Genomic DNA, 21,219 nt, shown 5'->3' with positions numbered 1-21,219 from the left:
GGCATTTGCCTAGGTGTTGGGGCGCTTCCCGTGGTTCGCGCCGCCACGCTTACGGTCACGACGCTTGCGTGCACGCTTGCTCATAGCTGGCCTCCTTACTGTTGGTACTCAAAAGAGCTGCCCTCAAGTCTCGCACATCATCAGACCGCCCGCGAACCGGGAACCGCCGCATGACCTGCGCCTGGACGCATCCACGCCGCCGGGCTCAGGAGTGCAGGGAGTTCCGGATAGCGATGCCGGCCTGCTCCAGCACCGTCCTCATGGTTTCCAGGGTGACAGGACTCAGAGGCTGGGTGCGGGCCGCCAGCCTGAGTTCGGTGCGGACATCGTCGCGAAACTCCTGGAGCATCATTTCCGCTTCCTTAAGGGACCGCTGGCCCACCACGGGGCCCCGTCCGCCCGGAAGCCGGAAGTCCGCCGCCAGCGTAGTGGCACGGGCAGCTTCCGCCGTTGCTGCCAGGTCGGCACGGAGGCCGCGCATGTTGCTGCGGATGTCCTCCCGCAGGTCATCGGCCAGCCGGCGGACCGAGGCTGAAATGTCGTTTTCCACCCCGGCCAGTTCGTCGCGCCGCCGGTCCAGTTCAGCCAGGCCCGCGGCGGTGATGCGGTAGTTGGTGCGCCGGCCGGCTGATTCCGTGGCCACCAGGCCCTCCTCCTCGAGCTTTCCGAGGCGGGGGTAGATGGTGCCGGCGCTGGGGGAGTAGGTGCCGCCAAAACGGTCCTTGAGGGCCTTGATGAGCTCATAGCCGTGCTTGGGGCCTGATTCAAGCAGCGCCAGGAGGTACAGGCGCAAAGCACCGTGCGCGAATACCGGCGGCATCAGTTCGCCGCTTCCGCATTTCCGGGCGTCGGGCTGTGGAAGATCGATGTCTTGCCGGAGACGGAGTTCGTCCGGACCAGCATGAGCTGCCCGTCAGGACCTGCAATGGTCTCCACCTTTCCGCCCACCTGCGCATAGTGCTGGTCGTCGATGACCACGGCCCCGCTGGCAGACTTGGCCACGATGTCCACGCCTACATTGTGCGGCAGCCGGACGGTGAGGTCGCCGGAAACCGAGTTGGAGCCAAAGTCGTGCGTGAAGTCCTGCAGGTCGAAGCTCAGGTGCCCGCTGACGGTGTTGGCCCGGACATGGGTGAAGCGGCCGGAGGCCGTCACCTCCCCGGAAACGCTCTTGGCGGTCAGGACGCCGGCGTGGTTCCGGGCAGCAACCTCTCCGCTGACGGTGTTGACATGCAATTCTCCGCCTGTGCCGTTCGCCATGACGGAGCCGGAGACGGTATTCAGCCGGGTATTGCCGGTAACCCCGGAGACCATGCCGTCGCCACTGACGATTCCGGCTTCGACGTCAACGTTCTCCGGAACGGCGATGCTGATCACGGCCGAGTTCTCGCTGTTGTGGCTCACCGCTCCCATGAGGTTCTTGAACCAGCCCTGGGCACCGTGAAGCTGGTGCCGGACTTCCAGCCTGCCGTTGCTGATGGAAACCGCCACGGGGTCTCCATGGACCTCGGTGATTTCAATGCGGGCAACGGGTTCCTGGTGGGTCACGACGTAGAACCGCCCGCGGACCATGCCCAGCTTCAACGACGTCACGCCGTCAACGTCGATGGTTTGCGGGCTGGTGACAGTCCAGTTCTGCTCAGACATGGCCCCTCCAAAAGGCGATATATCGTGTGTAGGCTCAACGGTACCGCTGCCGGAAGGGGTGGTCAAGATATATCGCGAGTGGTTTAGGCGGGTGCGTCCAGTTTGAGCCACTGGAACCAGCCGCGGTGCAGCACCAGCCACGCCATGAGCCCGTACCCGGCCTGGCCGGGAGTCCCACCGTTTGCCGCGAGGTCCTGGCGCCACTGCTCGTGGTTGAGGAGCGGTGAGAACGTGTCGACGTACAGGTGCTTCCGGCGGGTGGTGACATCCGCGAAGGCGGTGTTCAATTCATCCAGCCGGCGGTTCTGCGCCGGATCCAAAGTGGGCGGCGGCCCCACGACGAAAACCTCGATCCGGTTCTGCGACGCCGAGTCCAGGATGTTTGCCAGGTTGAGCCGGCTCCGTGCAGTGGACAGGCCGAATTCGATGTCCCGGCCGGATAGCCCGATCACCAGGCGGTTTTCCGCCTGCGGGCTGAACCGCCGCCCCGCTTCTTCCAGCCAGCGCGCGGCCAGACCCTCCGTCCCTTCCTGTGGACAGGGGAGGGCATAACTTTCCATCAGCATGCCGTCCTGGGGAGTGCGGGCAAGGACGCGGCCCAGCCAGCCGAGCGCCCGGGGATCTCCCAGTCCGGCGAGCAGTTCATCTCCTACAGCCGCAATACGCAGCTTCCTGTCTTCCACACGATCCTCTTTACTTCGGTCCTGACTGGCCGCTGCCACCGTGGCGCCGCGGATGCGGGATAACGGGGCGGCGCTGTCCATCCATTAAACAGAACTGCCCGGCCGGAGTCTGGTATTTCGACGTCCGGCCGGGCAGCCTTACTGCTTACTTCCGTGCAAATGCCTGCTTCAGCAGAACATCCTGCTCCGCGGCGTGCCGCTTCATGGAACCGGCAGCCGTAGAGGCTGACGCAGGACGCGACACCAGGCGCACCCGGCGGTCAAGGGCGTCCGGCAGGTTCAGGCCGATGAACGGCCACGGTCCCTGGTTGGCAGGCTCGTCCTGGGCCCAGACAACCTCGGCGTTCGGGTACTTGGCAAGTTCCGCGGCAATCTCGGCATGCGGCAGCGGGTAAAGCTGCTCCACGCGGACGATCGCGGTGGTCTTGTCGCCGGTCTTCTGCCGGGTGGACAGAAGATCGTAGTACAGGCGGCCGGAGACCAGCAGGACGCGTTCGACGGCGTCTGTCGCCAGCTGCTCATGCTCCGGGATGACCGGGCGGAACGTGCCGGTGGTGAAGTCCTCGACCGATGATGCAGCGGCCTTCAGGCGGAGGAGCTGCTTCGGCGTGAAGATGATCAGCGGCTTCCGCGGACGGCTGTACGCCTGGCGGCGCAGGAGGTGGAAGTGCGAAGCAGCCGTGGTGGGGTTCGCCACGATCATGTTCTCTTCAGCACACAGCTGCAGGAAGCGCTCGATCCTGGCCGAGGAGTGGTCCGGGCCCTGGCCTTCGTAGCCGTGCGGAAGCATCAGCACCAGCGAGGAACGCTGGCCCCACTTCTGCTCCGCCGACGAGATGAACTCGTCGATGATGGTCTGGGCGCCGTTGACGAAGTCACCGAACTGGGCTTCCCAGAGGACCAGCGCGTCCGGCCGTTCCACCGAGTAGCCGTATTCGAAGCCCATGGCCGCGTATTCCGACAGCAGCGAATCGTAGATCCACAGCTTGGCCTGGTCATCGGAAAGGTTGCCCAGGGGCAGCCATTCCTTGCCGTTGGCGCGGTCGTGGAACACGGCATGGCGCTGCACGAAGGTACCGCGGCGTGAGTCCTGGCCGGCAAGGCGTACGGGAACGCCTTCCATGATGAGTGAGCCAAAGGCCGCGATCTCGCCGAAGCCCCAGTCGATGCCGCCTTCACGGGACATCTGCTCACGCTTCTCGAGCAGCTGCTTCAGCTTGGCGTGGACCGTGAAGCCCTCGGGGATCTCCACGTGCGCCTTGCCGATCCGGGCCAGCGTCTCCGCCGAGATGGCCGTGGAGGCCGGGGCGCTGATGCTGGAGTCGGACTGCTGGGCGATGGGCCGCTCGATGTCCGATACTGCAGCGGAGTCTGCGGTGACAATCGGGATCGGGGACGTCTGCGCTGCGTGGGTCTCGGCGAAGACGCGTTCCAGCCGCTCCTGGTAGTCGCGGAGCAGCTGCTCTGCTTCTTCCTCGGTGATGTCGCCGCGTCCGATCAGGGATTCGGTGTACAGCTTGCGGACGGAGCGCTTGGCTTCGATGAGGTTGTACATCAGCGGCTGGGTCATCGAGGGGTCGTCGCCCTCGTTGTGGCCCCGGCGGCGGTAGCAGACCATGTCGATGACAACGTCCTTGTGGAAACGCTGGCGGAACTCGTAGGCGAGCTGGCCGATGCGGACCACAGCCTCGGGGTCGTCACCGTTCACGTGGAAGACCGGTGCCTGGATCATCTTGGCGACATCCGTGGAGTACGTGGAGGAACGCGAAGAGGACGGGGCGGTGGTGAAGCCCACCTGGTTGTTGACCACGATGTGGATGGTTCCACCGGTGCGGTAGCCGCGCAGCTGGGACAGGTTGAGCGTCTCAGCGACAACACCCTGGCCGGCGAAGGCGGCGTCGCCGTGGACCACGATAGGCAGGACGGGGAACGATTCACCCTGGTCCAGGCGGTCCTGCTTGGCGCGGACGATGCCTTCGAGCACGGGGTCAACGGCCTCCAGGTGGGAGGGGTTGGCGGCCAGGTAGACCTTGGTTTCCTTGCCGTTGTCCGACGTGAAGGTGCCCTCAGTACCCAGGTGGTACTTGACGTCGCCGGAACCCTGGACGGAGCGGGGGTCCTGGGTGCCTTCGAACTCGCGGAACACCTGTGCGTAGGTCTTGCCGGCGATGTTCGTGAGCACGTTGAGGCGGCCACGGTGGGCCATGCCGATGGCGACTTCGTCGAGGCCGTCGTCGGCGGCGTCGGACATGATCGCGTCAAGCAGCGGAATCAGGGACTCGCCGCCCTCCAGGGAGAAGCGCTTCTGGCCCACGAACTTGGTCTGCAGGAACGTTTCGAAGGCTTCCGCGGCGTTCAGCTTGGAAACGATCCGGAGCTGCTCTTCACGGCTCGGCTTGGAGTACGGGTGCTCCAGCTGGTCCTGGAACCACTTGCGCTCGGCAGGCTCCTGGATGTGCATGTATTCGATGCCGGTGGTGCGGCAGTAGGCGTCACGCAGGACACCCAGGATGTCGCGGAACTTCAGCTGCGGCTTGCCGCCGAAGCCACCGGTGGGCCATTCGCGGTCCAGGTCCCACAGGGTCAGCCCATAGGTCAGGACGTCCAGGTCAGGGTGCTTGCGCTGAACGTATTCCAGGGGATCCGTGTCCGCCATCAGGTGGCCGCGGACGCGGTAGGAGTGGATCAGCTGCTGGATCCGGGCCACCTTGTTGATTTCGTCGGCCGGGTCCACCTGCTTGTCGGCGCTCCACCGGACAGGCTCGTACGGGATCCGGAGGGCTTCGAAGATCTCGTCGTAGAAGTTCTGCGCCCCGAGCAGGAGCTGGTGGACGAGCTTCAGGAACTCGCCGCTGCCGGCACCCTGGATGACGCGGTGGTCGTACGTCGACGTGAGCGTGAGGACCTTGCTGATGGCATTCTGGGCGATGATCTTTTCGCTGGCGCCCTGGAATTCGGCGGGGTAGTCAAGGGCGCCGACGCCGATGATGGCGGCCTGGCCCTTGGAGAGGCGGGGTACCGAGTGGACGGTGCCGATGCCGCCCGGGTTGGTCAGTGAAACAGTGGTGCCCTGGTGGTCCTCTGCGGTGAGCTTGCCGTTGCGGGCACGCTTGATGAGGTCCTCGTAGGTGTGCCAGAACTCGGCAAAGTTAAGGGTTTCGGCCTTCTTGATGTTCGGAACCATCAGCAGGCGGGTCCCGTCGGGCTTGGGCATGTCGATGGCGATGCCGAAGTTGACGTGGGCGGGCTGGACAGCCGAAGGCTTGCCGTCCACCTCGTCGTAGTACACGTTCATGGAGGGGAACTGCGACAGGGCACGGATCACGGCGTAGCCGATGAGGTGCGTGAAGGAGACCTTGCCGCCGCGTGCCCGGGCGAGGTTGGAGTTGATGACCACACGGTTGTCGATCAGCAGCTTGGCAGGAATGGCCCGGACGCTGGTGGCGGTGGGCACCTCGAGGCTGGTGACCATGTTCGTGGCAATCGCCTTGGCCGGTCCGCGGAGGACGGAGACGACGTCTTCCTCGGGAGCGGTGGGGGCCTTGACATTCTTAGGCAGCTGCGCGGGGATCGGCTGGGATCCGGTAGCGCCCTCGGTCTTCTTGCCGCCGTCGCGGGCTACGGTGGCGGGAGCCTTCTTCACCGGTGCCGGGGCGGGTGCGGCAGCGGCCGGCGGAGCCGGGGGAGCGGCCGGAGCTGCGGCCGGCGACGGTGCCGGTGCTGCAGGAGCCGCGTTCACGATGGGCATCTGCCGGGTGGGAGGGTTGGCCGTGGCCTGTCCCGAATTTCCGTTGGAAGAAGAACTGCTGCCCGAGTCGAACGATTCAAACAGCGGCCACCACTTGGCATCCACAGCGTTCTTGTCCTGCTGGTACTGCTCGTACAGTTCGTCAACGAGCCACTCGTTTCCGCCAAATTCCTCTGGTAGACGGTGGCTTGGCTGCTCTGGCACTTGAAATACGCCTCTTCCATGAGTTTGATTTCTCTCCGGCCCCACGGTGCTTCAGCACTACGTTCGAACCAGTCTCTGCGTCCTCTGAACCCAGACGTTTGCAAGTCTAGTGAGCATGTCGTCTTAACTGCCAATAAGGGTGACCCAAATCATGAAGTGACGCGCCAAGGGCTGAATATGGCGGCCGGACGCGTCTCAACGGGCGGTTTGTGGGTAAGGGAATCCGCCGCTCGAACCCGTCCTTCGCCCGCCCGGGACAGGGCACCTGCTCCTGTAGACTGAAATTCTTATGGACAGTAAATCTAGGTGCCGGCCTGGGGGCTGTCAGCGGAGCACGAAGAACAGCGCCGCACAGTCGACCCGCAGAGCCGGCAAACCCCGAACACGCGCCCATCACCCACCAGCGGCCAAGCCGGCCGCAGCCCGCAAGGAAAGAGCGTCGGTTTCTGCCGACCATCCTCCGCCGGGCAGATATTCCAGCATCCGCCATCCGCGTAAGGCCGTTGCACAGCTCGACGCCCTCCAGGCGGGATGCTGAATGGAATGGCTACTCCTTGCAGCAGGCCTGCTGCTCATCGCCGGTACAGGTTTCTTTGTTGCCGTTGAGTTCTCCCTCATCGCCCTCGACCAGCCCACCGTCCAGCGCGCAGTGGACGACGGCGACACCGGCGCCGTTGCCCTGCTCACCTGCCTCAAGTCCCTGTCAACGCAGCTCTCCAGCTGCCAGCTGGGCATTACCCTCACCACCCTGCTCACGGGCTACGTCATGGAGCCCTCGGTGGGCCGGCTCCTCGAAGCCCCGCTGGCCGCCGTCGGACTCCCCGACGTGGCCGTGGCGTCCATCTCGCTGGTCCTGGCGATGGTGATTGCCACCCTGCTCTCGATGCTCCTGGGCGAGCTGGTTCCCAAGAACATGGCCATCGCCTTGTCCTTCCCCGTGGGTAAGGCCCTGGCGCGGCCCCAGCTGATCTTCACTGCCATCTTCAAGCCGGCGATTGTGGTGCTCAACGGCTTCTCCAACAAAGTGCTCAACGTTTTCGGCTTGGAGGCCAAGGAAGAGATCTCCGGGGCACGCACCCCGGCGGAGCTTGCTTCGCTGGTCCGCCGCTCGGCGGCGATGGGAACGCTCGACGCCGGCACGGCCAACTTCATTGCGCGCACCTTGAACTTTTCGACCAGGACGGCAGCGGACGTTATGACGCCCCGCATCCGGGTGGAAACGATCGACGCGGACCAGCCTGTTTCTGACATCGTGGCTGCCGCACGCAGGACGGGGTACTCACGGTTCCCCGTTATCGGTGACTCCGCGGACGATATCCGCGGCCTGGTCCACGTCAAGAAGGCCGTGGCGGTTCCGTCCGAGCGTCGGCAAAACCTGGAAGCCGGCGCCATCATGACAGAGGTGCTCCGGGTCCCCGAGACCATCCACCTTGACGCCCTGCTCGCCGAGCTCCGCGAGGGGAACCTGCAGCTCGCCGTCGTCCTGGACGAGTACGGCGGGACCGCCGGCATCGCAACCCTGGAGGACCTGGTGGAGGAGATCGTCGGGGAAGTCGCGGATGAACATGACAAGGTCCGCCCGGGGCTGCTGCAAAGCGCGTCCGGCGACTGGTACTTCCCGGGACTGCTCCGTCCGGACGAACTGTCCGAACAGATTCCGGGACTGACGGTCCCCGACGAAGCAGCCTACGAAACCGTGGGCGGCTATGTCATGAGCAAGCTCGGCCGGATCGCCGCGGTGGGGGACGCCGTGCCGGTTGGCGGCGGAACCCTCAGCGTCACCAGGATGGACGGCCGCCGGATCGACCGGATCTGCTTCCGGCCGGCCGGTCCGGAAGCCGGGACCATGGACACCAGCGACAGGATTGAACGATGAGCGACTGGGCCGGAATCCTCTGGCTGGGCGTCCTGCTCCTGGGAAACGCCTTCTTCGTGGCAGCTGAATTTGCTGTCATGTCCGCCAGGCGCAGCCAGATCGAGCCCCTCGCGGAGAGCGGCTCCAAACGCGCGCAAACCACCCTGAAGGCCATGGAAAACGTGTCCCTCATGCTGGCGTGTGCACAGCTCGGCATCACAGTCTGTTCGCTGCTGATCCTGTTGGTGGCAGAACCTGCCATCCACCACCTGCTGGCCTACCCGCTGGAAATGGTGGGACTGCCCGTGGAGGTGGCCGACGTGGCGGCCTTCGCCGTGGCACTGATGCTGGTGACGTTCCTGCACGTGACCTTCGGCGAGATGGTGCCGAAGAACATCTCGGTGTCCGTCGCGGACAAGGCGGCCTTGTTCCTGGCGCCGCCGCTCATGTTCATCGCCCGGCTGGTGCACCCGGTGATTTCCGTCCTCAACTGGTCGGCAAACCACATCCTCAAGCTGCTGCGGATCGAGCCCAAGGACGAGGTGAACTCCTCGTTCACCCTTGAGGAGGTGCAGTCCATCGTCCAGGAGTCCACCCGCCACGGCCTGGTGGACGACGACGCCGGGCTGATTAACGGTGCCCTGGAATTTTCGGAGCACACCGCCGCCGACATCATGGTGCCGCTCGGGAACCTGGTCATGCTGAAGGCTGCGACCACTCCCGTGGAGTTTGAAAAGGCCGTCAGCCGGACCGGCTTCTCCCGGTTCCCCATGCTTGATGATGAGGACATGCTTTACGGTTACCTGCACGTGAAGGACGTCCTGTCCATCCCGGAGCAGGCGTATGGGCTTCCCATCGCCGAAAGCCGGATCAGGTCGCTGGCAAACCTTGCCCTGGATGACGAAATCGAAAAGGCGATGTATGTCATGCAGCGGACAGGTTCGCACCTTGCCCGGGTCATCGGTCCTGACGGCAATACGCAGGGAGTGCTGTTCCTGGAGGACGTTATCGAACAGCTCGTGGGCGAGATCCGGGACGCCACCCAGGCCACGGGGATCCGGCGCCTGGGACAACCCAACGGAGGATGACGCTGGTGCCCTTCCCGGCCGACCGGGAGGGCACCTCTCCATTGCCCAGACCTAAATAGGAATGATTCCCATTTAGGTATAAACTGAACTGGTTGTTTTCCCTCCCCAGTGAACTGAGGTTTTTCGTGCGTCGTCCTGCCGCTGCCCGTTCGTCCGTTGCCGCCCTCGCCGGGCTTGGCCTGCTGCTGACTGCCTGCAGCCCCCAGGCCGAGCCGCCGTCCGACGCTGCCGAGGGAATCAACGTTGTGGCGTCCACCAACGTCTACGGGGATATCGCCAAGACCATCGGCGGGGACAAAGTCAGCGTCACCGCCATCATCAACAAGACGAGCCAGGATCCGCATTCCTATGAAGCGACCGCCCAGGACCGGCTTGCAGTGTCCAAGGCTGACCTCGTCATCGAAAACGGCGGCGGGTACGACGACTTCATCCACACCCTGGCGGAGGACAGCAACCTCGACGCCGGCAAGGTGCTGAACGCCGTCGAACTGTCCGGCCTGGCGCACCCGGAAGGGGCAGAAGCTTCAGCCGAAGCCACCGCCACGGAGTCCGAACCGGCAGGCGGGGAAGCCCACGACCACGGCGATCTCAACGAACACGTGTGGTACAGCCTGCACGCCATGGAGCAGCTCGCCGGTGACATCGCAGCCAAGCTCGCGGAGCTCGATCCCGCGTCGGCACAGACGTTCGAGACCAATGCGGCCACCTTCACGTCCACGCTGGAAGAACTGCATGGAAAGCTCGACTCGCTGAAGGGCAGCGCCGCCGGCGCCACGGTGGCTGTCACGGAACCCGTTCCGCTGTACCTGCTGGAGGATGCAGGTCTGGTGAACGCCACCCCCGAGGACTACACTGCTGCGATCGAGGAAGACTCCGACGTGCCCCCGGCCGTGCTCAAGGCGGCAACGGATCTGGTGGCATCGAAGTCGGTCCGTTTCCTGGCCTACAACGAGCAAACCGAAGGTCCACAGACGGAGTCGTTGAAGGAAGCGGCCGAAACGGCCGGCGTTCCGGTGGTGGACTTCAATGAAACGCTGCCCGAAGGCAAGACGTACCTCCAGTGGATGACGGACAATGTGGACAACATCAGCAAAGTTCTGGAGAGCAAATAGTTGAAACCTGTCGTCAGCCTCACCGGTGCGTCCCTGAAATTCGGTAAGCGGGCGCTCTGGGAGGACCTGGACCTGGACATCAAGCCCGGCGAATTCTTCGCCGTGCTGGGTCCCAACGGGAGCGGAAAAACAAGCTTCCTGAAAGTCCTGCTCGGATTACAGGACCTGCACCAGGGCCGGGCTGCGCTTGGCGGCCGCCCTGTTGAACGCGGCAGCAGCCTGATCGGCTACATCCCCCAGCAGAAGTCGTTTGCCCCCGATACTCCGATGCGCGCAAGGGATCTGGTTGGACTCGGCGTGGACGGCCACCGGTGGGGACTGCGGCTCTCATCGGCCAAGGCTAACCGCAGGATCGACGAACTCCTTGACCTGGTGGGTGCCACGGACTACGCAAAGGTTCCGGTAGGCCAACTCTCCGGCGGCGAGCAGCAGCGGCTCCGCGTTGCCCAGGCCCTTGCCACCGATCCCCAGGTCCTGCTGTGCGACGAACCGCTGCTGTCCCTTGACCTGCACCACCAGCAGGCCGTCAGCGCACTGATCAACAAGCAGTGCCACGAGCGGAACAGCGCAGTGGTGTTCGTGACCCATGAGATCAACCCGATCATCGATTACGTGGACCGGGTACTTTACCTGGCGGGGGGCCGCTTCAAGGTGGGAACTCCCGACGAAGTGATGACCACGGAGGTGCTGTCCGACCTCTATGGCAGCCATGTTGAGGTCATTCACGCCAACGGCCGCATTGTGGTGGTCGGGCTTCCTGACGCCACCACCCACCACCACGCAGAGACCCATGCGCTGGCAGGGGAGGCAGCCTGATGGACGCAGACAGCATCCTTGGGGCCATCTTCAATTTCGAGAACTATGGCGAGCTGCTGGTCCTCGTCCAGAACTCCATCTGGGCAGGCGCCGTCCTTGGCCTCCTCGGCGGCCTCGTAGGCACGTTCGTGATGAAGCGGGACCTGGCTTTTGCCGTTCACGGTATTTCCGAACTCTCCTTTGCCGGCGCGGCCTTTGCGCTCCTGATCGGTGCGGACATCGTCTTCGGGTCCCTCATCGGGTCCGTCGCCGCGGCGCTGTTGCTGGGCCTCATGGGCGTCAGGGCAAGGGACAAGAATTCGATCATCGGTGTCATCATGCCGTTCGGCCTGGGGCTGGGGATCCTGTTCCTCTCCCTGTACGAGGGCCGTGCGGCCAACAAATTCGGACTGCTCACCGGCCAGATTGTTTCCGTCGACACGGTCCAGCTGCAGGCACTCGCCGGGACAGCGGTGGTGGTGATGGTGGCCCTGATCGCCATCTGGCGGCCGCTGAACTTCGCCAGCGTGGACCCGGAACTCGCCGAAGCCCGGGGCGTTCCGGTGCGGACGCTTGCCATCGTTTTTATGGTCCTGCTGGGCATCAGCGTTGCCCTCTCCATCCAGGTAGTGGGAGCACTCCTGGTGCTGGCCCTGCTCATCACCCCGGCCGCAGCTGCCCTGCGCGTTACGTCCTCGCCGGTGGCAGTGGTGGTGCTGAGCGTGGTCTTCGCCGTGACGGCAACGGTCGGCGGAATCCTGCTGGCCCTCGGCGGCCGGATCCCCATCAGCCCCTACGTCACCACGCTCTCATTCCTGATCTACGTGGTGTGCCGCGTTGTGGGCTCGGTCCGTGCCGGCAGGGGCATCAACGGACGGGTCCTGCAGCCCCGGTAAGCGCACCGGGCCCGGTTGTTACAGCTTGCCCGCAGCCCTCAGGGCCGTGCAGTCGGGGCACAGGCCGAAGATTTCCACGGTGTGGGCGACTTCCGTGTAGCCGTGTTCCGCGGCGGTGCGTGCCGCCCAGGTTTCCACAGCAGGGGCCTCGACCTCCACCGCTTTCCCGCAGTTCCTGCACAGCAGATGGTGGTGGTGGCCGGTGACGGCGCACCGCCGGTACACGGCTTCGCCTTCGCCGTTGCGCAGGACGTCCACGAGCCCTTCGTCGGCAAGGGACTGAAGGATCCGGTAGGCGGTGGCGAGCGAAACCGAGACGCCCTGGTTCTGCAGGATCCGGTACAGCTCCTGCGTGCTGACGAAGTCGTCGAGCTCATCCAGCGCCGCACTGACGGCCCGGCGCTGTTTGGTGACGCGCTGTTCCTTGCCGCCACCCGTAACGGGGGCGGGCGTAGTGGAATCAGCCTTGGCGCCGAGCGGCATGGACGAACTCGCTTCCGTGGGGATGGTGGCAAAGATACAGATTACCAGCCGCAGCCTCGTGGACACCGTTCGCCGCCTAACCCTAGGCTGGCGCTATGAAGCTGACGAAATACACCCATGCCTGCGTGCGGCTCGAGAAGGACAACCGTGTATTGGTGGTGGATCCCGGCAATTTCTCCGAAACAGCCGAGGCCCTTAACGGTGCGGACGCCGTGCTGGTCACCCACGAACACGCCGACCACATCGACGTCGGACCGGTCGTTGAGGCTCTTCGCAGCAACGCGGGCCTGGCCATTTTCGCGCCGGAAGGAGTAGCGGACACGTTGCGCACCAAAGCTCCGGAGGCCGTCGCCCGCGTCAATGCCGTGCAGCCGGGTACAGCTTTCGAAGCAGCGGGCTTCGCGTTCCGAAGCTTTGGCGGCCAGCATGCGCTGATCCATCCACAGATTCCGGTTGTAGCCAACATCGGCTACCTCATTGACGAGAACGTCTACCACCCGGGCGACTCGTTCGTCATTCCGGACGGCATCAGCGTCAAGACCCTGCTGGTTCCGCTGCATGCGCCCTGGAGCAAATCCGCGGAAGTGGTGGATTTCGTCGTCGGAGTGCGGGCCCCGCGGGCATTCCAGATCCATGACGGGCTGCTCAATGAGAACGGCCTGAAGATCGTGGAGGGACACGTGGCACGGATCGGCGCCAAGTACGGCACCGAGTACACGCATCTGGCTGCCAGGGAGTCCGTGGAGATTTAGATGGCCGTGGGGTCCCACTGCCCTGTATCGAAAAACGTCCTGATGACCGCTTCATACGGCTCGGGGTCGAGGCCGTGGGATGCCAGCCACTCCTGGTTGTAGTAGTTGCCCGCGTAGCGCTCACCGCCGTCGCACATCAGCGAAACGATGCTGCCCCGCCTGCCTTCGGCGACCATTTCGGCGACGACCTGCCAGACGCCCCACAAATTGGTGCCGGTGGACGGTCCTGCGTGGAGGCCGGCCAGGACCCGCAGGTGGCGCATGGCTGCCACCGATGCCGCATCGGGAACCTGGACCATGCGGTCGATCACGGAGGGCACGAAGCTGGGCTCCATCCGCGGCCGCCCGATGCCCTCGATGCGGGACGGCAGGCCGGCCGGAGGATTGGCCGTCCCACCCAGCCAGCCCGGATAGAACGCCGAATTCTCCGGATCCACCACCAGCAGCCGGGTGGGATGGCTGTGGTAGCGGAGGTAGCGGCCGATGGTTGCGCTGGTTCCACCCGTCCCCGCACCCACCACGACCCAGTCGGGAACCGGATGCTCCTCGAGCTGAAGCTGCCCGAAAATGGACTCGGCGATGTTGTTGTTGCCGCGCCAGTCCGTGGCCCGTTCCGCATACGTGAACTGGTCCATGTAGTGGCCGTTGCAGGTAGCTGCCACCTCTTCTGCAGCTGCGTAGACGTCGGAGGCATGCTCCACGAGTAGGCACGAGCCACCGAACTGTTCGATCAGGGCGATCTTCTCCTGGCTCGTGGTACGCGCCATGACCGCGATGAACGGAAGCCCCAGTAGCTGGGCGAAGTAGGCCTCGGAGACCGCGGTGCTGCCACTGGAAGCCTCCACGATAGTGGTGTTCGCCCTGATCCAGCCGTTCACCAGGCCGAAGAGAAACAGGGAGCGCGCCAGCCGGTGCTTGAGGCTGCCTGAGCGGTGGGTCGATTCATCCTTGAGGTAGAGCTGGACTCCCCAGTGTTCCGGCAGGGGCACGGAGTAGAGGTGTGTGTCGGCCGAGCGGTTGTTTTCTGCCCTGATCCTGCGGATGGCCTGGTCAGCCCAGTCCCGGTCCGACAACCCGCGGCCCTCCCAGTCTGAGCCTTCGCTGTTGCCGCCCTGCCTGTTGCCGCTGGTCCCGTTCATCACCGATCCAGCCTACCTGCGGCCGGACGGCGACCAGCCTAGAGTGGGATCCGTTGGTTCCACCACCTCCAAAGGAGTGCACATGAACCCCCTGATCGATGTTGCCGGGCTGCAGGCGCGTCTTGCTGATGACCGCGGGCGCACCGTGCTCTTGGATGTCCGCTGGGCCCTGGGTGACCCGCACGGGCACAAGCACTACCTCGCCGGACACATGCCTGGCGCAGTCTTTGTGGACCTTGCCACTGAACTGGCGGCGCCCCCGGCTCCGGAGCGGGGGCGGCACCCGTCGCCGGCAACGGACGACTTCCAGGCGGCAGCGAGGCGCTGGGGGATCAACGACGGAGACGTGGTGGTGGCCTACGATGACACAGCCAACATGGCCGCCGCCAGGGTGTGGTGGATGCTGCGGAACGCCGGGTTCGCCGACGTCTGCCTTCTTGACGGCGGCCTCGCCGCCTGGCGTGGGGCGGACCTGCCGGTTGAAGCCGGCCCGGTGCAGCCGGAGCCCGGGAACGTCACCTTGGCTGACGGGAACATGCCAGTGCTCGACGCCGCTGCTGCCGCCACCTGGGCGGGCAGCGGACTTTTGCTCGACGCACGCGCGGGGGAGAGGTACCGCGGCGAGATCGAGCCCGTTGATCCTCGGGCAGGCCACATCCCCGGAGCGGTGAGCGCGCCGACGTCGGACAACGTGGATGGGAACGGACGCTTCCTGCCTGCGGCAGAATTGCGGCGCAGGTTTGAATCGGTGGGTGTGCGTGACGGCATCCCGGTTGCTGTTTACTGCGGGTCCGGCGTGACGGCGGCCCACGAGGTGGCGGCGCTGGAAGTCGCCGGCATTCGGGCTGCCCTCTATCCAGGCTCCTTCTCGGAATGGTCCAACAATGCCGAATTGCCCGTAGCCACCGGCCCGGAACCCGGCGGCGGGCACCGGTCGGGTGGAAAGTTTGTCGGCGGCAAGGGTAGCGTCGCACTATGACCCCAGGACGTCCCGTACCGCCGCCCCTCGCCAAACCCATAACGCCCGCTTCCGACGCCGGAGTCCTTGCCGCCGCGTATGGCGCAGTATCCAGTGACAGCGGTTTGGTCCCGTTGACCGTCGCCCGGCGCGCACCCAAGCCGGACGACGTCGAAATTGCCATCGAATTCTGCGGCCTGTGCCACTCCGACGTGCATGCGGTGAGGGGCGAGTGGGGAGGCCAGACATATCCGCTGGTGCCCGGCCACGAGATCGTAGGGACCGTCAGCCGGATCGGCGCAGGTGTCACCGATTTTTCAGGGGGCGACCGGGTGGGCGTGGGCTGTATCGTGGACTCCTGCCGCGAATGCGAAAGCTGCCTGGACGGCCTGGAGCAGTACTGCGAAAAGGGGATGACCGGCACCTACGGTGCGACAGACCGGCGGAACGGTGACGCCACCACCCAGGGCGGCTACTCGTCGTCCATCGTGGTGGACCGCCGCTACGTGGTGCGCGTCCCTGAATCACTCGACCCGGCCGCCGTCGCGCCTTTGCTCTGCGCCGGGGTCACCACTTTCTCCCCGCTGCGGCACTTCGATGTGGAAGAGGGAGACGTTGTAGGCGTGGTGGGCCTCGGCGGACTCGGCCACATGGCGGTCAAGCTCGCCAAAGCCATGGGCGCCAAGGTGGTGGTCTTTACGACGTCAGAGTCCAAGGTGCCCGCTGCGCTTGAGCTCGGGGCCGACGAAGTGGTCCTGTCCCGGGACGAAGACGCCATGGCTGCGGCGGACCGCACCATCGACCTGATCATCGATACCGTTGCCGCCCCGCATGACCTGAACCCGCTGTTCCGCACCCTCCGGGTGGACGGCGCCCTTTTCCAGCTGGGACTTCCCTCTGAGGCCATGCCTCCCGTCAATCCCCGGGCCCTCATCCGGCGCAGGATCGCCTATGCAGGCTCCTTGATCGGCGGGATCGCCGAGACCCAGGAGATGCTGGACTTCTGCGCCGAGCATGGCGTTGTGGCCGACATCGAAGTGGTCTCCGCTGGTGGGCTCAATGACGCCTACGACCGCATGGTCGCAGGGGACGTGAAATACCGGTTCGTGCTGGATACCAGCACCTTGCAGGCACCCGCCAAGGAGGCAGACGCATGAGCACGCTTTTTACCAGGATCCTCAACGGGGAGATTCCCGGCCGGTTCGTCTGGCGGGAACCGGACGTGTCCGCATTCCTCACCACCGGCCCGCTTGCCGACGGCCACACCCTGGTGGTCCCCACCGAGGAAGTGGACCGCTGGACCGACGCGTCCCCGGAAACCCTCGCCAGGGTCATGGAGGTCGCCCGCCGGATCGGCGCGGTGCAGGTGGATGTTTTCGACGCTGCACGGGCGGGCCTTATTGTGGCCGGCTACGAGATCAACCACCTCCACGTGCACGTATGGCCGTCCAGGAGCATGGCGGAGTTCAACTTCGCCACCGCTGACCAGAACCCGGATCCGGCTGTCCTCGACGCGAATGCCGAAAAACTCCGCGAGGGCCTTCGGGCGGCAGGCTACGGCGAGTTCGTCCCGTCCGCGTAGCCCCAGGATGTCCCGGCGCTGACCGGGACATCCTCCTGTCCTGTGCTGTCCCGTGCTGCTAGGCGGGTGCCAAAGCCTTGTTTAGCACCGCCCGGATGCGCTTTTCGGACACGGAATAGGCCGTGCCAAGTTCGACGGCGAAGAGGCTCACCCGAAGTTCCTCGATCATCCAGCGCACCTGGGTTAACTCGCGGCCTGCGCGCTTGCCCGGCAGGAGCGCGGACACGGCGTCGTCGTAGTCGTCCTCGAGCCGCTGCACCACTGCCATGTTCAGCGCATCACGCTGCACGTTGCCGGGAAGGCGTTCAAGCCTTTTCTCGATGGCAGTCAGGTACCGCGGCAGCTGGCTGAGCTGGGCATAGCCCGTGCGTGCTACAAAGCCGGGGTAGACGAGCTGTTCCAGTTGGCTCTTCACATCGTTGAGCGCGCTGATCAGCGCCAGGCTGGTGGTGCCCTTCAGCTGCTTTTCGATGCGGCGGGTGCTGGCCAGGATGCGCTCCACCACGGCCGTCACGCTGAAGACCGTGTCGATCAGTTCCGCCCGCACCACCTCATAGAGATCGTCGAAGGCCTTCCGGTCCCACGGCAGCTCAGCCGGCGTGAGTTTGTCGATCGCCGCCAGCGCGCAGTCAGCGATCAGTGCGGACACCGAGCCGTGCGGGTTCTGGCTGAACGTCAGTTTTTCGGTGTTGCTCAGGTGCTCCAGGACGTAGCGGTCCGGAGCGGGAACCCGCAGTGCGAGCAGCCTGATAACACCGCCACGCATCGCGTCCAGCTGCTCCTCCGGGGTCTGGAACACGCGAAGGGATACGGACTTACCCTCGTCCACCAGCGCCGGGTATCCGGTGACGGTGTGGCCCTTGACCATGCTGCTGACTTGCCGCTGGATGGTTCCGAAGCTCCATTCCGTCAGGCCCTCCTGCTCCCTGAACCCGGCCGCGGCGGAAGCACCCTGCACCTGCCCGGACGTCCGCACTGCGGGGGAGCCGCCGTCGTTCGCGGTGCCCTGCCCGCGGGCCCCCTTGGCATCCGATGTCCGGCTGCCGGGGCTCGTCGATGCCGGGGTGGCGCCCAGCGATTCGGCGATGGCGCGCCGGGTGGCGGGGGCAAGCCGCTCCTGCAGCACTGCAAGGTCCTTGCCTTCGTCCAGCACCTTTCCCTTGCTGTCCACCACCTTGAAGCTGACGCGCAGGTGCGGGGGTACAGCGTCCCAGTTCCAGGAACCGGGCGGGATGATGGCTCCGCGGATCCGCCGGAGGGCAAGCTCCAGCGACGGTTCCAGCTCATCGGTGGCCGGATCGAAATCGGACTCAAGGACGGCTACGGCCTGGCGCGCCACGTCGGGTGCCGGAACAAAGTTCTTCCGGACCTGCTTGGGCAGCGACTTGATCAGGGCGGTCACCAGTTCCACGCGCTGGCCGGGTATCAGCCAGCGGAACGGGGCGTCGTCCAGCTGGTTGAGGAACAGGACGGGGACTTCGGCGGTGACGCCGTCGGAGGGGTTGGGCGGTGAACCGGGAGCCACCGGATGGAACTCGTAGCTGAGTGGCAGCTCGAAACCCTTGTGCAGCCAGGTCTTGGGGTATGCAGCCTCGTCGAGATCGTCCGCATCGTCGCTCAGGAGAAGCGACTTGTCGTAGTCCAGGAGGTCCGGGTTCTGCTTCCGGGCGTCCTTCCACCACTTGTCGAAGTGCCTTTCGGACACGACGTCCGGTCCGATGCGCGCATCGTAGAACTCGAACAGTGTCTCGTCATCCACCAGCAGGTCGCGGCGCCGCATCCGGGCCTCGAGCTCCTCCACCTCGTTCAGCAGGGCGCGGTTGCGGTGGAAGAACTTGTGATGGGTCTTCCAATCACCCTCCACCAGGGCATGCCTGATGAAGAGTTCGCGGGCCACGGCAGGATCCACCTTGCCGTAGTTGATGCGGCGCTGCGCAATGATCGGCACACCGTAGAGGGTGACTTTTTCGTACGCCATCACCGCACCCTGGCGGGTGGACCAGTGCGGCTCGCTGTAGCTCCGCTTCACCAGGTCCGGTGCCACCTGCTCGGCCCAGACGGGATCGAATTTCGCTGCCACCCGTGCCCACAGCCGGCTGGTTTCCACCAGCTCGGCGGCCATCACGAACGTGGGGGACTTCTTAAACAGCGCCGAGCCGGGGAAGATAGCGAACCGGCTGCCGCGGGCTCCGGCGTACTCGCGCTTGCGCTCATCCAGGATGCCGATGTGGCTCAGGAGCCCGGAGAGCAGGCTGATGTGGATCCCGTCGTGGTTGCCCACGGGGTCGGCGAGGCGCTTGTTGTCCAGGCTGATGCCCAGCGGGCGGGCCAGTTGCCGCAGCTGGGCGAACAGATCCTGCCACTCCCGCACCCGCAGGTAGTTGATGAATTCGGCGCGGCACAGGCGCCGGAACGCCGACGAGGACAGCTCCTGCTGCTTCTCCTGCAGATAGTTCCAGAGGTTCAGGTAACCGGTGAAGTCCGAATTCTCGTCCCTGAAGCGGTTGTGCTTTTCCGCCGCAAGCTGCTGCTTGTCAGTGGGCCGTTCGCGCGGGTCCTGGATGGTGAGCGCCGCAGCCAGAATCATGACTTCCCGGACGCAGTTCCGCTTTCCGGCTTCCACAATCATCCGGCCCAGCCGCGGGTCGACGGGAAGCTGGGCAAGTTTATGCCCGACGGCGGTGAGGCCGCCGCCGCTTCTTCCGTCACTTTCTGCGTTCTGCGGCCTGGCGGCAGCCAGGGCGCCGAGTTCACGGAGCAGCGTGACGCCGTCGTTAATTGCCCGCGTCTCCGGCGGCTCAACAAAGGGGAAGTTCTCAACGTCCTTCGGACCGCGGGCAACACCCATGGCGGTCATCTGCAGGATGACGGCGGCGAGGTTGGTCCGCAGGATTTCCGGGTCAGTGAACTGGGGCCGGGATTCGAAGTCCTCCTCTGAGTAGAGGCGGATGGCAATGCCGTCGGAAACACGGCCGCAGCGCCCGGACCGCTGGTTGGCCGACGCCTGGGAAACCCGTTCGATAGGCAGCCGCTGGACCTTGGTGCGGTGCGAATAGCGCGAAATGCGGGCTGTGCCGGTGTCAATGACGTACTTGATCCCGGGCACGGTCAGGGACGTTTCCGCGACGTTGGTGGCGAGCACGATCCGGCGCTTGTTGCCCGGGTGGAAGACTTTGTGCTGCTCCTGCAAGCTCAGCCGCGCGAACAGGGGAAGCACTTCGGTGCCGGCCAGCCTGCGGTTGGACTGGATGCGGGCCTGGAGCGCGTCCGCCGCGTCCCGGATCTCGCGCTCCCCGGAAAAGAACACCAGGATGTCTCCCGGGGCTTCCGCGGCAAGCTCGTCCACGGCGTCGCAGACTGCATCCAGCGGGTCGCGGTCCTCCTCGAGTTCGTCGTCGGAGGGATCATCCTCGTCCGACTTTGGCTGCGAGAGCGGGCGGTACCGGACTTCCACCGGGTAGGTCCTGCCCGACACTTCAATGATGGGTGCAGGCTTCTCCGGCGTGCCGAAGTGGTTGGCAAAACGCTCAGGATCAATGGTGGCAGAGGTGATGATCACCTTCAGGTCCGGGCGCTGCGGCAGGATCCGCTTGAGGTAGCCGAGGATAAAGTCGATGTTAAGGCTGCGCTCATGGGCTTCGTCGATGATGATGGCGTTGTATTTGCGCAGCAGTTTGTCCCGCTGGATCTCGGCCAGCAGGATGCCGTCTGTCATCAGCTTGACCTTGGTGGCGCGGCTGACCTCGCCCGTGAAACGGACCTGGAAGCCCACCTCCTGGCCGATGTCCACCCCCAGTTCCTCGGCGATGCGCTCGGCCACCGTGCGGGCTGCAAGCCGCCGGGGCTGGGTATGGCCGATCAGGCCGTTTTCGCCCAGGCCAAGTTCCAGGCACATCTTGGGAATCTGGGTGGTCTTTCCGGAGCCGGTCTCGCCGGCGATGATGGTCACCTGGTTGGCGGCGATGGCGGCCATCAGGTCCTCGCGGCGCTCGGAGACCGGCAGCTCGGCGGGATAGGAGATATGAAAAGTCATGGCTGCAGACAGTCTACTGCGGTGGGGCCGGCACCCCCGGGTCGACTGCCTGCGGCGTTCCTTGCGTTCCTAGAAAATGCGGAGGGTATAGCTGGTGCTGGGAAGGTCCAGGGCGGACCATTCCTGGTGCGACTCGACGGGAGGTGTGTGCCCTCGCCCGTCGCGGAGAAGGGCTGCGATGGTGGCGGCAGCCACGAGGAGGAGCACGATGACGATGATGGTTGCGAAGATTTCCATGCCTCCA

Annotated in this window: 17 protein-coding genes; 9 read left to right on the top strand and 8 right to left on the bottom strand. The window is 65.1% G+C overall.

Annotated features, from left to right (window positions below):
- Positions 1–205: 205 nt before the first annotated feature.
- The 4 genes from P2Q66_RS07325 to P2Q66_RS07310 all read right to left on the bottom strand — a co-directional run bounded on the left by P2Q66_RS07325 (position 206) and on the right by P2Q66_RS07310 (position 6,282).
- Positions 206–820: a PadR family transcriptional regulator gene (locus P2Q66_RS07325; protein WP_275726808.1), complete on the bottom strand. Its 615-nt coding sequence runs from the start codon at positions 818–820 to the stop codon at positions 206–208.
- Positions 820–1,647 (bottom strand): DUF4097 family beta strand repeat-containing protein, encoded by an 828-nt coding sequence (locus tag P2Q66_RS07320; RefSeq protein WP_275726807.1) that lies wholly within the window; start codon positions 1,645–1,647, stop codon positions 820–822. The genes P2Q66_RS07325 and P2Q66_RS07320 overlap by 1 nt, the downstream gene beginning before the upstream one ends.
- A gap of 83 nt (positions 1,648–1,730) precedes the next feature.
- The gene (locus P2Q66_RS07315; protein ID WP_176156864.1) at positions 1,731–2,330 is read right to left on the bottom strand and encodes a GDSL-type esterase/lipase family protein; all 600 of its coding nucleotides are present in this window, start codon (positions 2,328–2,330) and stop codon (positions 1,731–1,733) included.
- Between the two features lie 145 nt (positions 2,331–2,475).
- Positions 2,476–6,282 (bottom strand): multifunctional oxoglutarate decarboxylase/oxoglutarate dehydrogenase thiamine pyrophosphate-binding subunit/dihydrolipoyllysine-residue succinyltransferase subunit, encoded by a 3,807-nt coding sequence (locus P2Q66_RS07310; RefSeq protein ID WP_275726805.1) that lies wholly within the window; start codon positions 6,280–6,282, stop codon positions 2,476–2,478.
- A 538-nt stretch (positions 6,283–6,820) separates the two neighbouring features.
- Here P2Q66_RS07310 and P2Q66_RS07305 point away from each other — a divergent pair.
- The 5 genes from P2Q66_RS07305 to P2Q66_RS07285 all read left to right on the top strand — a co-directional run bounded on the left by P2Q66_RS07305 (position 6,821) and on the right by P2Q66_RS07285 (position 12,028).
- Positions 6,821–8,158, top strand: coding sequence for a hemolysin family protein (locus P2Q66_RS07305; protein WP_275726801.1), 1,338 nt, complete (start codon positions 6,821–6,823; stop codon positions 8,156–8,158).
- Entirely contained in the window at positions 8,155–9,225 is a 1,071-nt protein-coding gene (locus P2Q66_RS07300; RefSeq protein ID WP_115525057.1) for a hemolysin family protein, read from the top strand. The genes P2Q66_RS07305 and P2Q66_RS07300 overlap by 4 nt, the downstream gene beginning before the upstream one ends.
- A gap of 125 nt (positions 9,226–9,350) precedes the next feature.
- Positions 9,351–10,337 carry a zinc ABC transporter substrate-binding protein gene (locus tag P2Q66_RS07295; protein WP_275726798.1) on the top strand — a complete coding sequence of 329 codons (987 nt, stop codon included), beginning with the start codon at positions 9,351–9,353 and terminating at the stop codon, positions 10,335–10,337.
- On the top strand, positions 10,338–11,153 hold the full coding sequence (locus P2Q66_RS07290; protein WP_115525055.1) for a metal ABC transporter ATP-binding protein: 816 nt from the start codon (positions 10,338–10,340) through the stop codon (positions 11,151–11,153).
- Positions 11,153–12,028 carry a metal ABC transporter permease gene (locus tag P2Q66_RS07285; RefSeq protein WP_079597645.1) on the top strand — a complete coding sequence of 292 codons (876 nt, stop codon included), beginning with the start codon at positions 11,153–11,155 and terminating at the stop codon, positions 12,026–12,028. Before P2Q66_RS07290 ends, P2Q66_RS07285 begins: the two co-directional genes overlap by 1 nt.
- A gap of 18 nt (positions 12,029–12,046) precedes the next feature.
- On the opposite strand, the gene P2Q66_RS07280 is transcribed toward P2Q66_RS07285, so the two are convergent.
- The gene (locus P2Q66_RS07280; RefSeq protein ID WP_275726810.1) at positions 12,047–12,511 is read right to left on the bottom strand and encodes a Fur family transcriptional regulator; all 465 of its coding nucleotides are present in this window, start codon (positions 12,509–12,511) and stop codon (positions 12,047–12,049) included.
- A 95-nt stretch (positions 12,512–12,606) separates the two neighbouring features.
- Here P2Q66_RS07280 and P2Q66_RS07275 point away from each other — a divergent pair, with 95 nt between their 5' ends.
- Positions 12,607–13,263: an MBL fold metallo-hydrolase gene (locus P2Q66_RS07275; protein ID WP_275726794.1), complete on the top strand. Its 657-nt coding sequence runs from the start codon at positions 12,607–12,609 to the stop codon at positions 13,261–13,263.
- On the opposite strand, the gene P2Q66_RS07270 is transcribed toward P2Q66_RS07275, so the two are convergent.
- Complete coding sequence (locus tag P2Q66_RS07270) at positions 13,260–14,405, bottom strand: PLP-dependent cysteine synthase family protein (protein ID WP_275726792.1); 1,146 nt, start codon at positions 14,403–14,405, stop codon at positions 13,260–13,262. The two genes, P2Q66_RS07275 and P2Q66_RS07270, sit on opposite strands and share 4 nt — an antisense overlap.
- Before the next feature lie 79 nt (positions 14,406–14,484).
- Here P2Q66_RS07270 and P2Q66_RS07265 point away from each other — a divergent pair, with 79 nt between their 5' ends.
- From P2Q66_RS07265 to P2Q66_RS07255, 3 genes are read left to right on the top strand one after another with little or no spacing between them, the layout of a single operon-like run.
- A complete protein-coding gene (locus tag P2Q66_RS07265) occupies positions 14,485–15,381 on the top strand; it encodes a sulfurtransferase (RefSeq protein WP_275726791.1) in 897 nt (298 codons plus the stop codon).
- On the top strand, positions 15,378–16,517 hold the full coding sequence (locus P2Q66_RS07260; RefSeq protein WP_275726789.1) for an NAD(P)-dependent alcohol dehydrogenase: 1,140 nt from the start codon (positions 15,378–15,380) through the stop codon (positions 16,515–16,517). Before P2Q66_RS07265 ends, P2Q66_RS07260 begins: the two co-directional genes overlap by 4 nt.
- A complete protein-coding gene (locus tag P2Q66_RS07255) occupies positions 16,514–16,942 on the top strand; it encodes an HIT family protein (RefSeq protein ID WP_079597650.1) in 429 nt (142 codons plus the stop codon). Before P2Q66_RS07260 ends, P2Q66_RS07255 begins: the two co-directional genes overlap by 4 nt.
- A 58-nt stretch (positions 16,943–17,000) precedes the next feature.
- Here P2Q66_RS07255 and hrpA read toward each other — a convergent pair whose 3' ends face one another.
- The gene (gene hrpA / locus P2Q66_RS07250; protein ID WP_275726784.1) at positions 17,001–20,975 is read right to left on the bottom strand and encodes an ATP-dependent RNA helicase HrpA; all 3,975 of its coding nucleotides are present in this window, start codon (positions 20,973–20,975) and stop codon (positions 17,001–17,003) included.
- A gap of 69 nt (positions 20,976–21,044) precedes the next feature.
- Positions 21,045–21,212 carry a hypothetical protein gene (locus tag P2Q66_RS07245; protein WP_275726781.1) on the bottom strand — a complete coding sequence of 56 codons (168 nt, stop codon included), beginning with the start codon at positions 21,210–21,212 and terminating at the stop codon, positions 21,045–21,047.
- Between the last annotated feature and the right edge of the window lie 7 nt (positions 21,213–21,219).

It is taken from the genome of Arthrobacter sp. Cr_A7, from assembly GCF_029222765.1.
Classification (GTDB): Bacteria; Actinomycetota; Actinomycetes; order Actinomycetales; family Micrococcaceae; genus Arthrobacter.
Note: the sequence above shows the minus strand (reverse complement) of the source record. Positions and strands in the feature narration are given on the sequence as shown.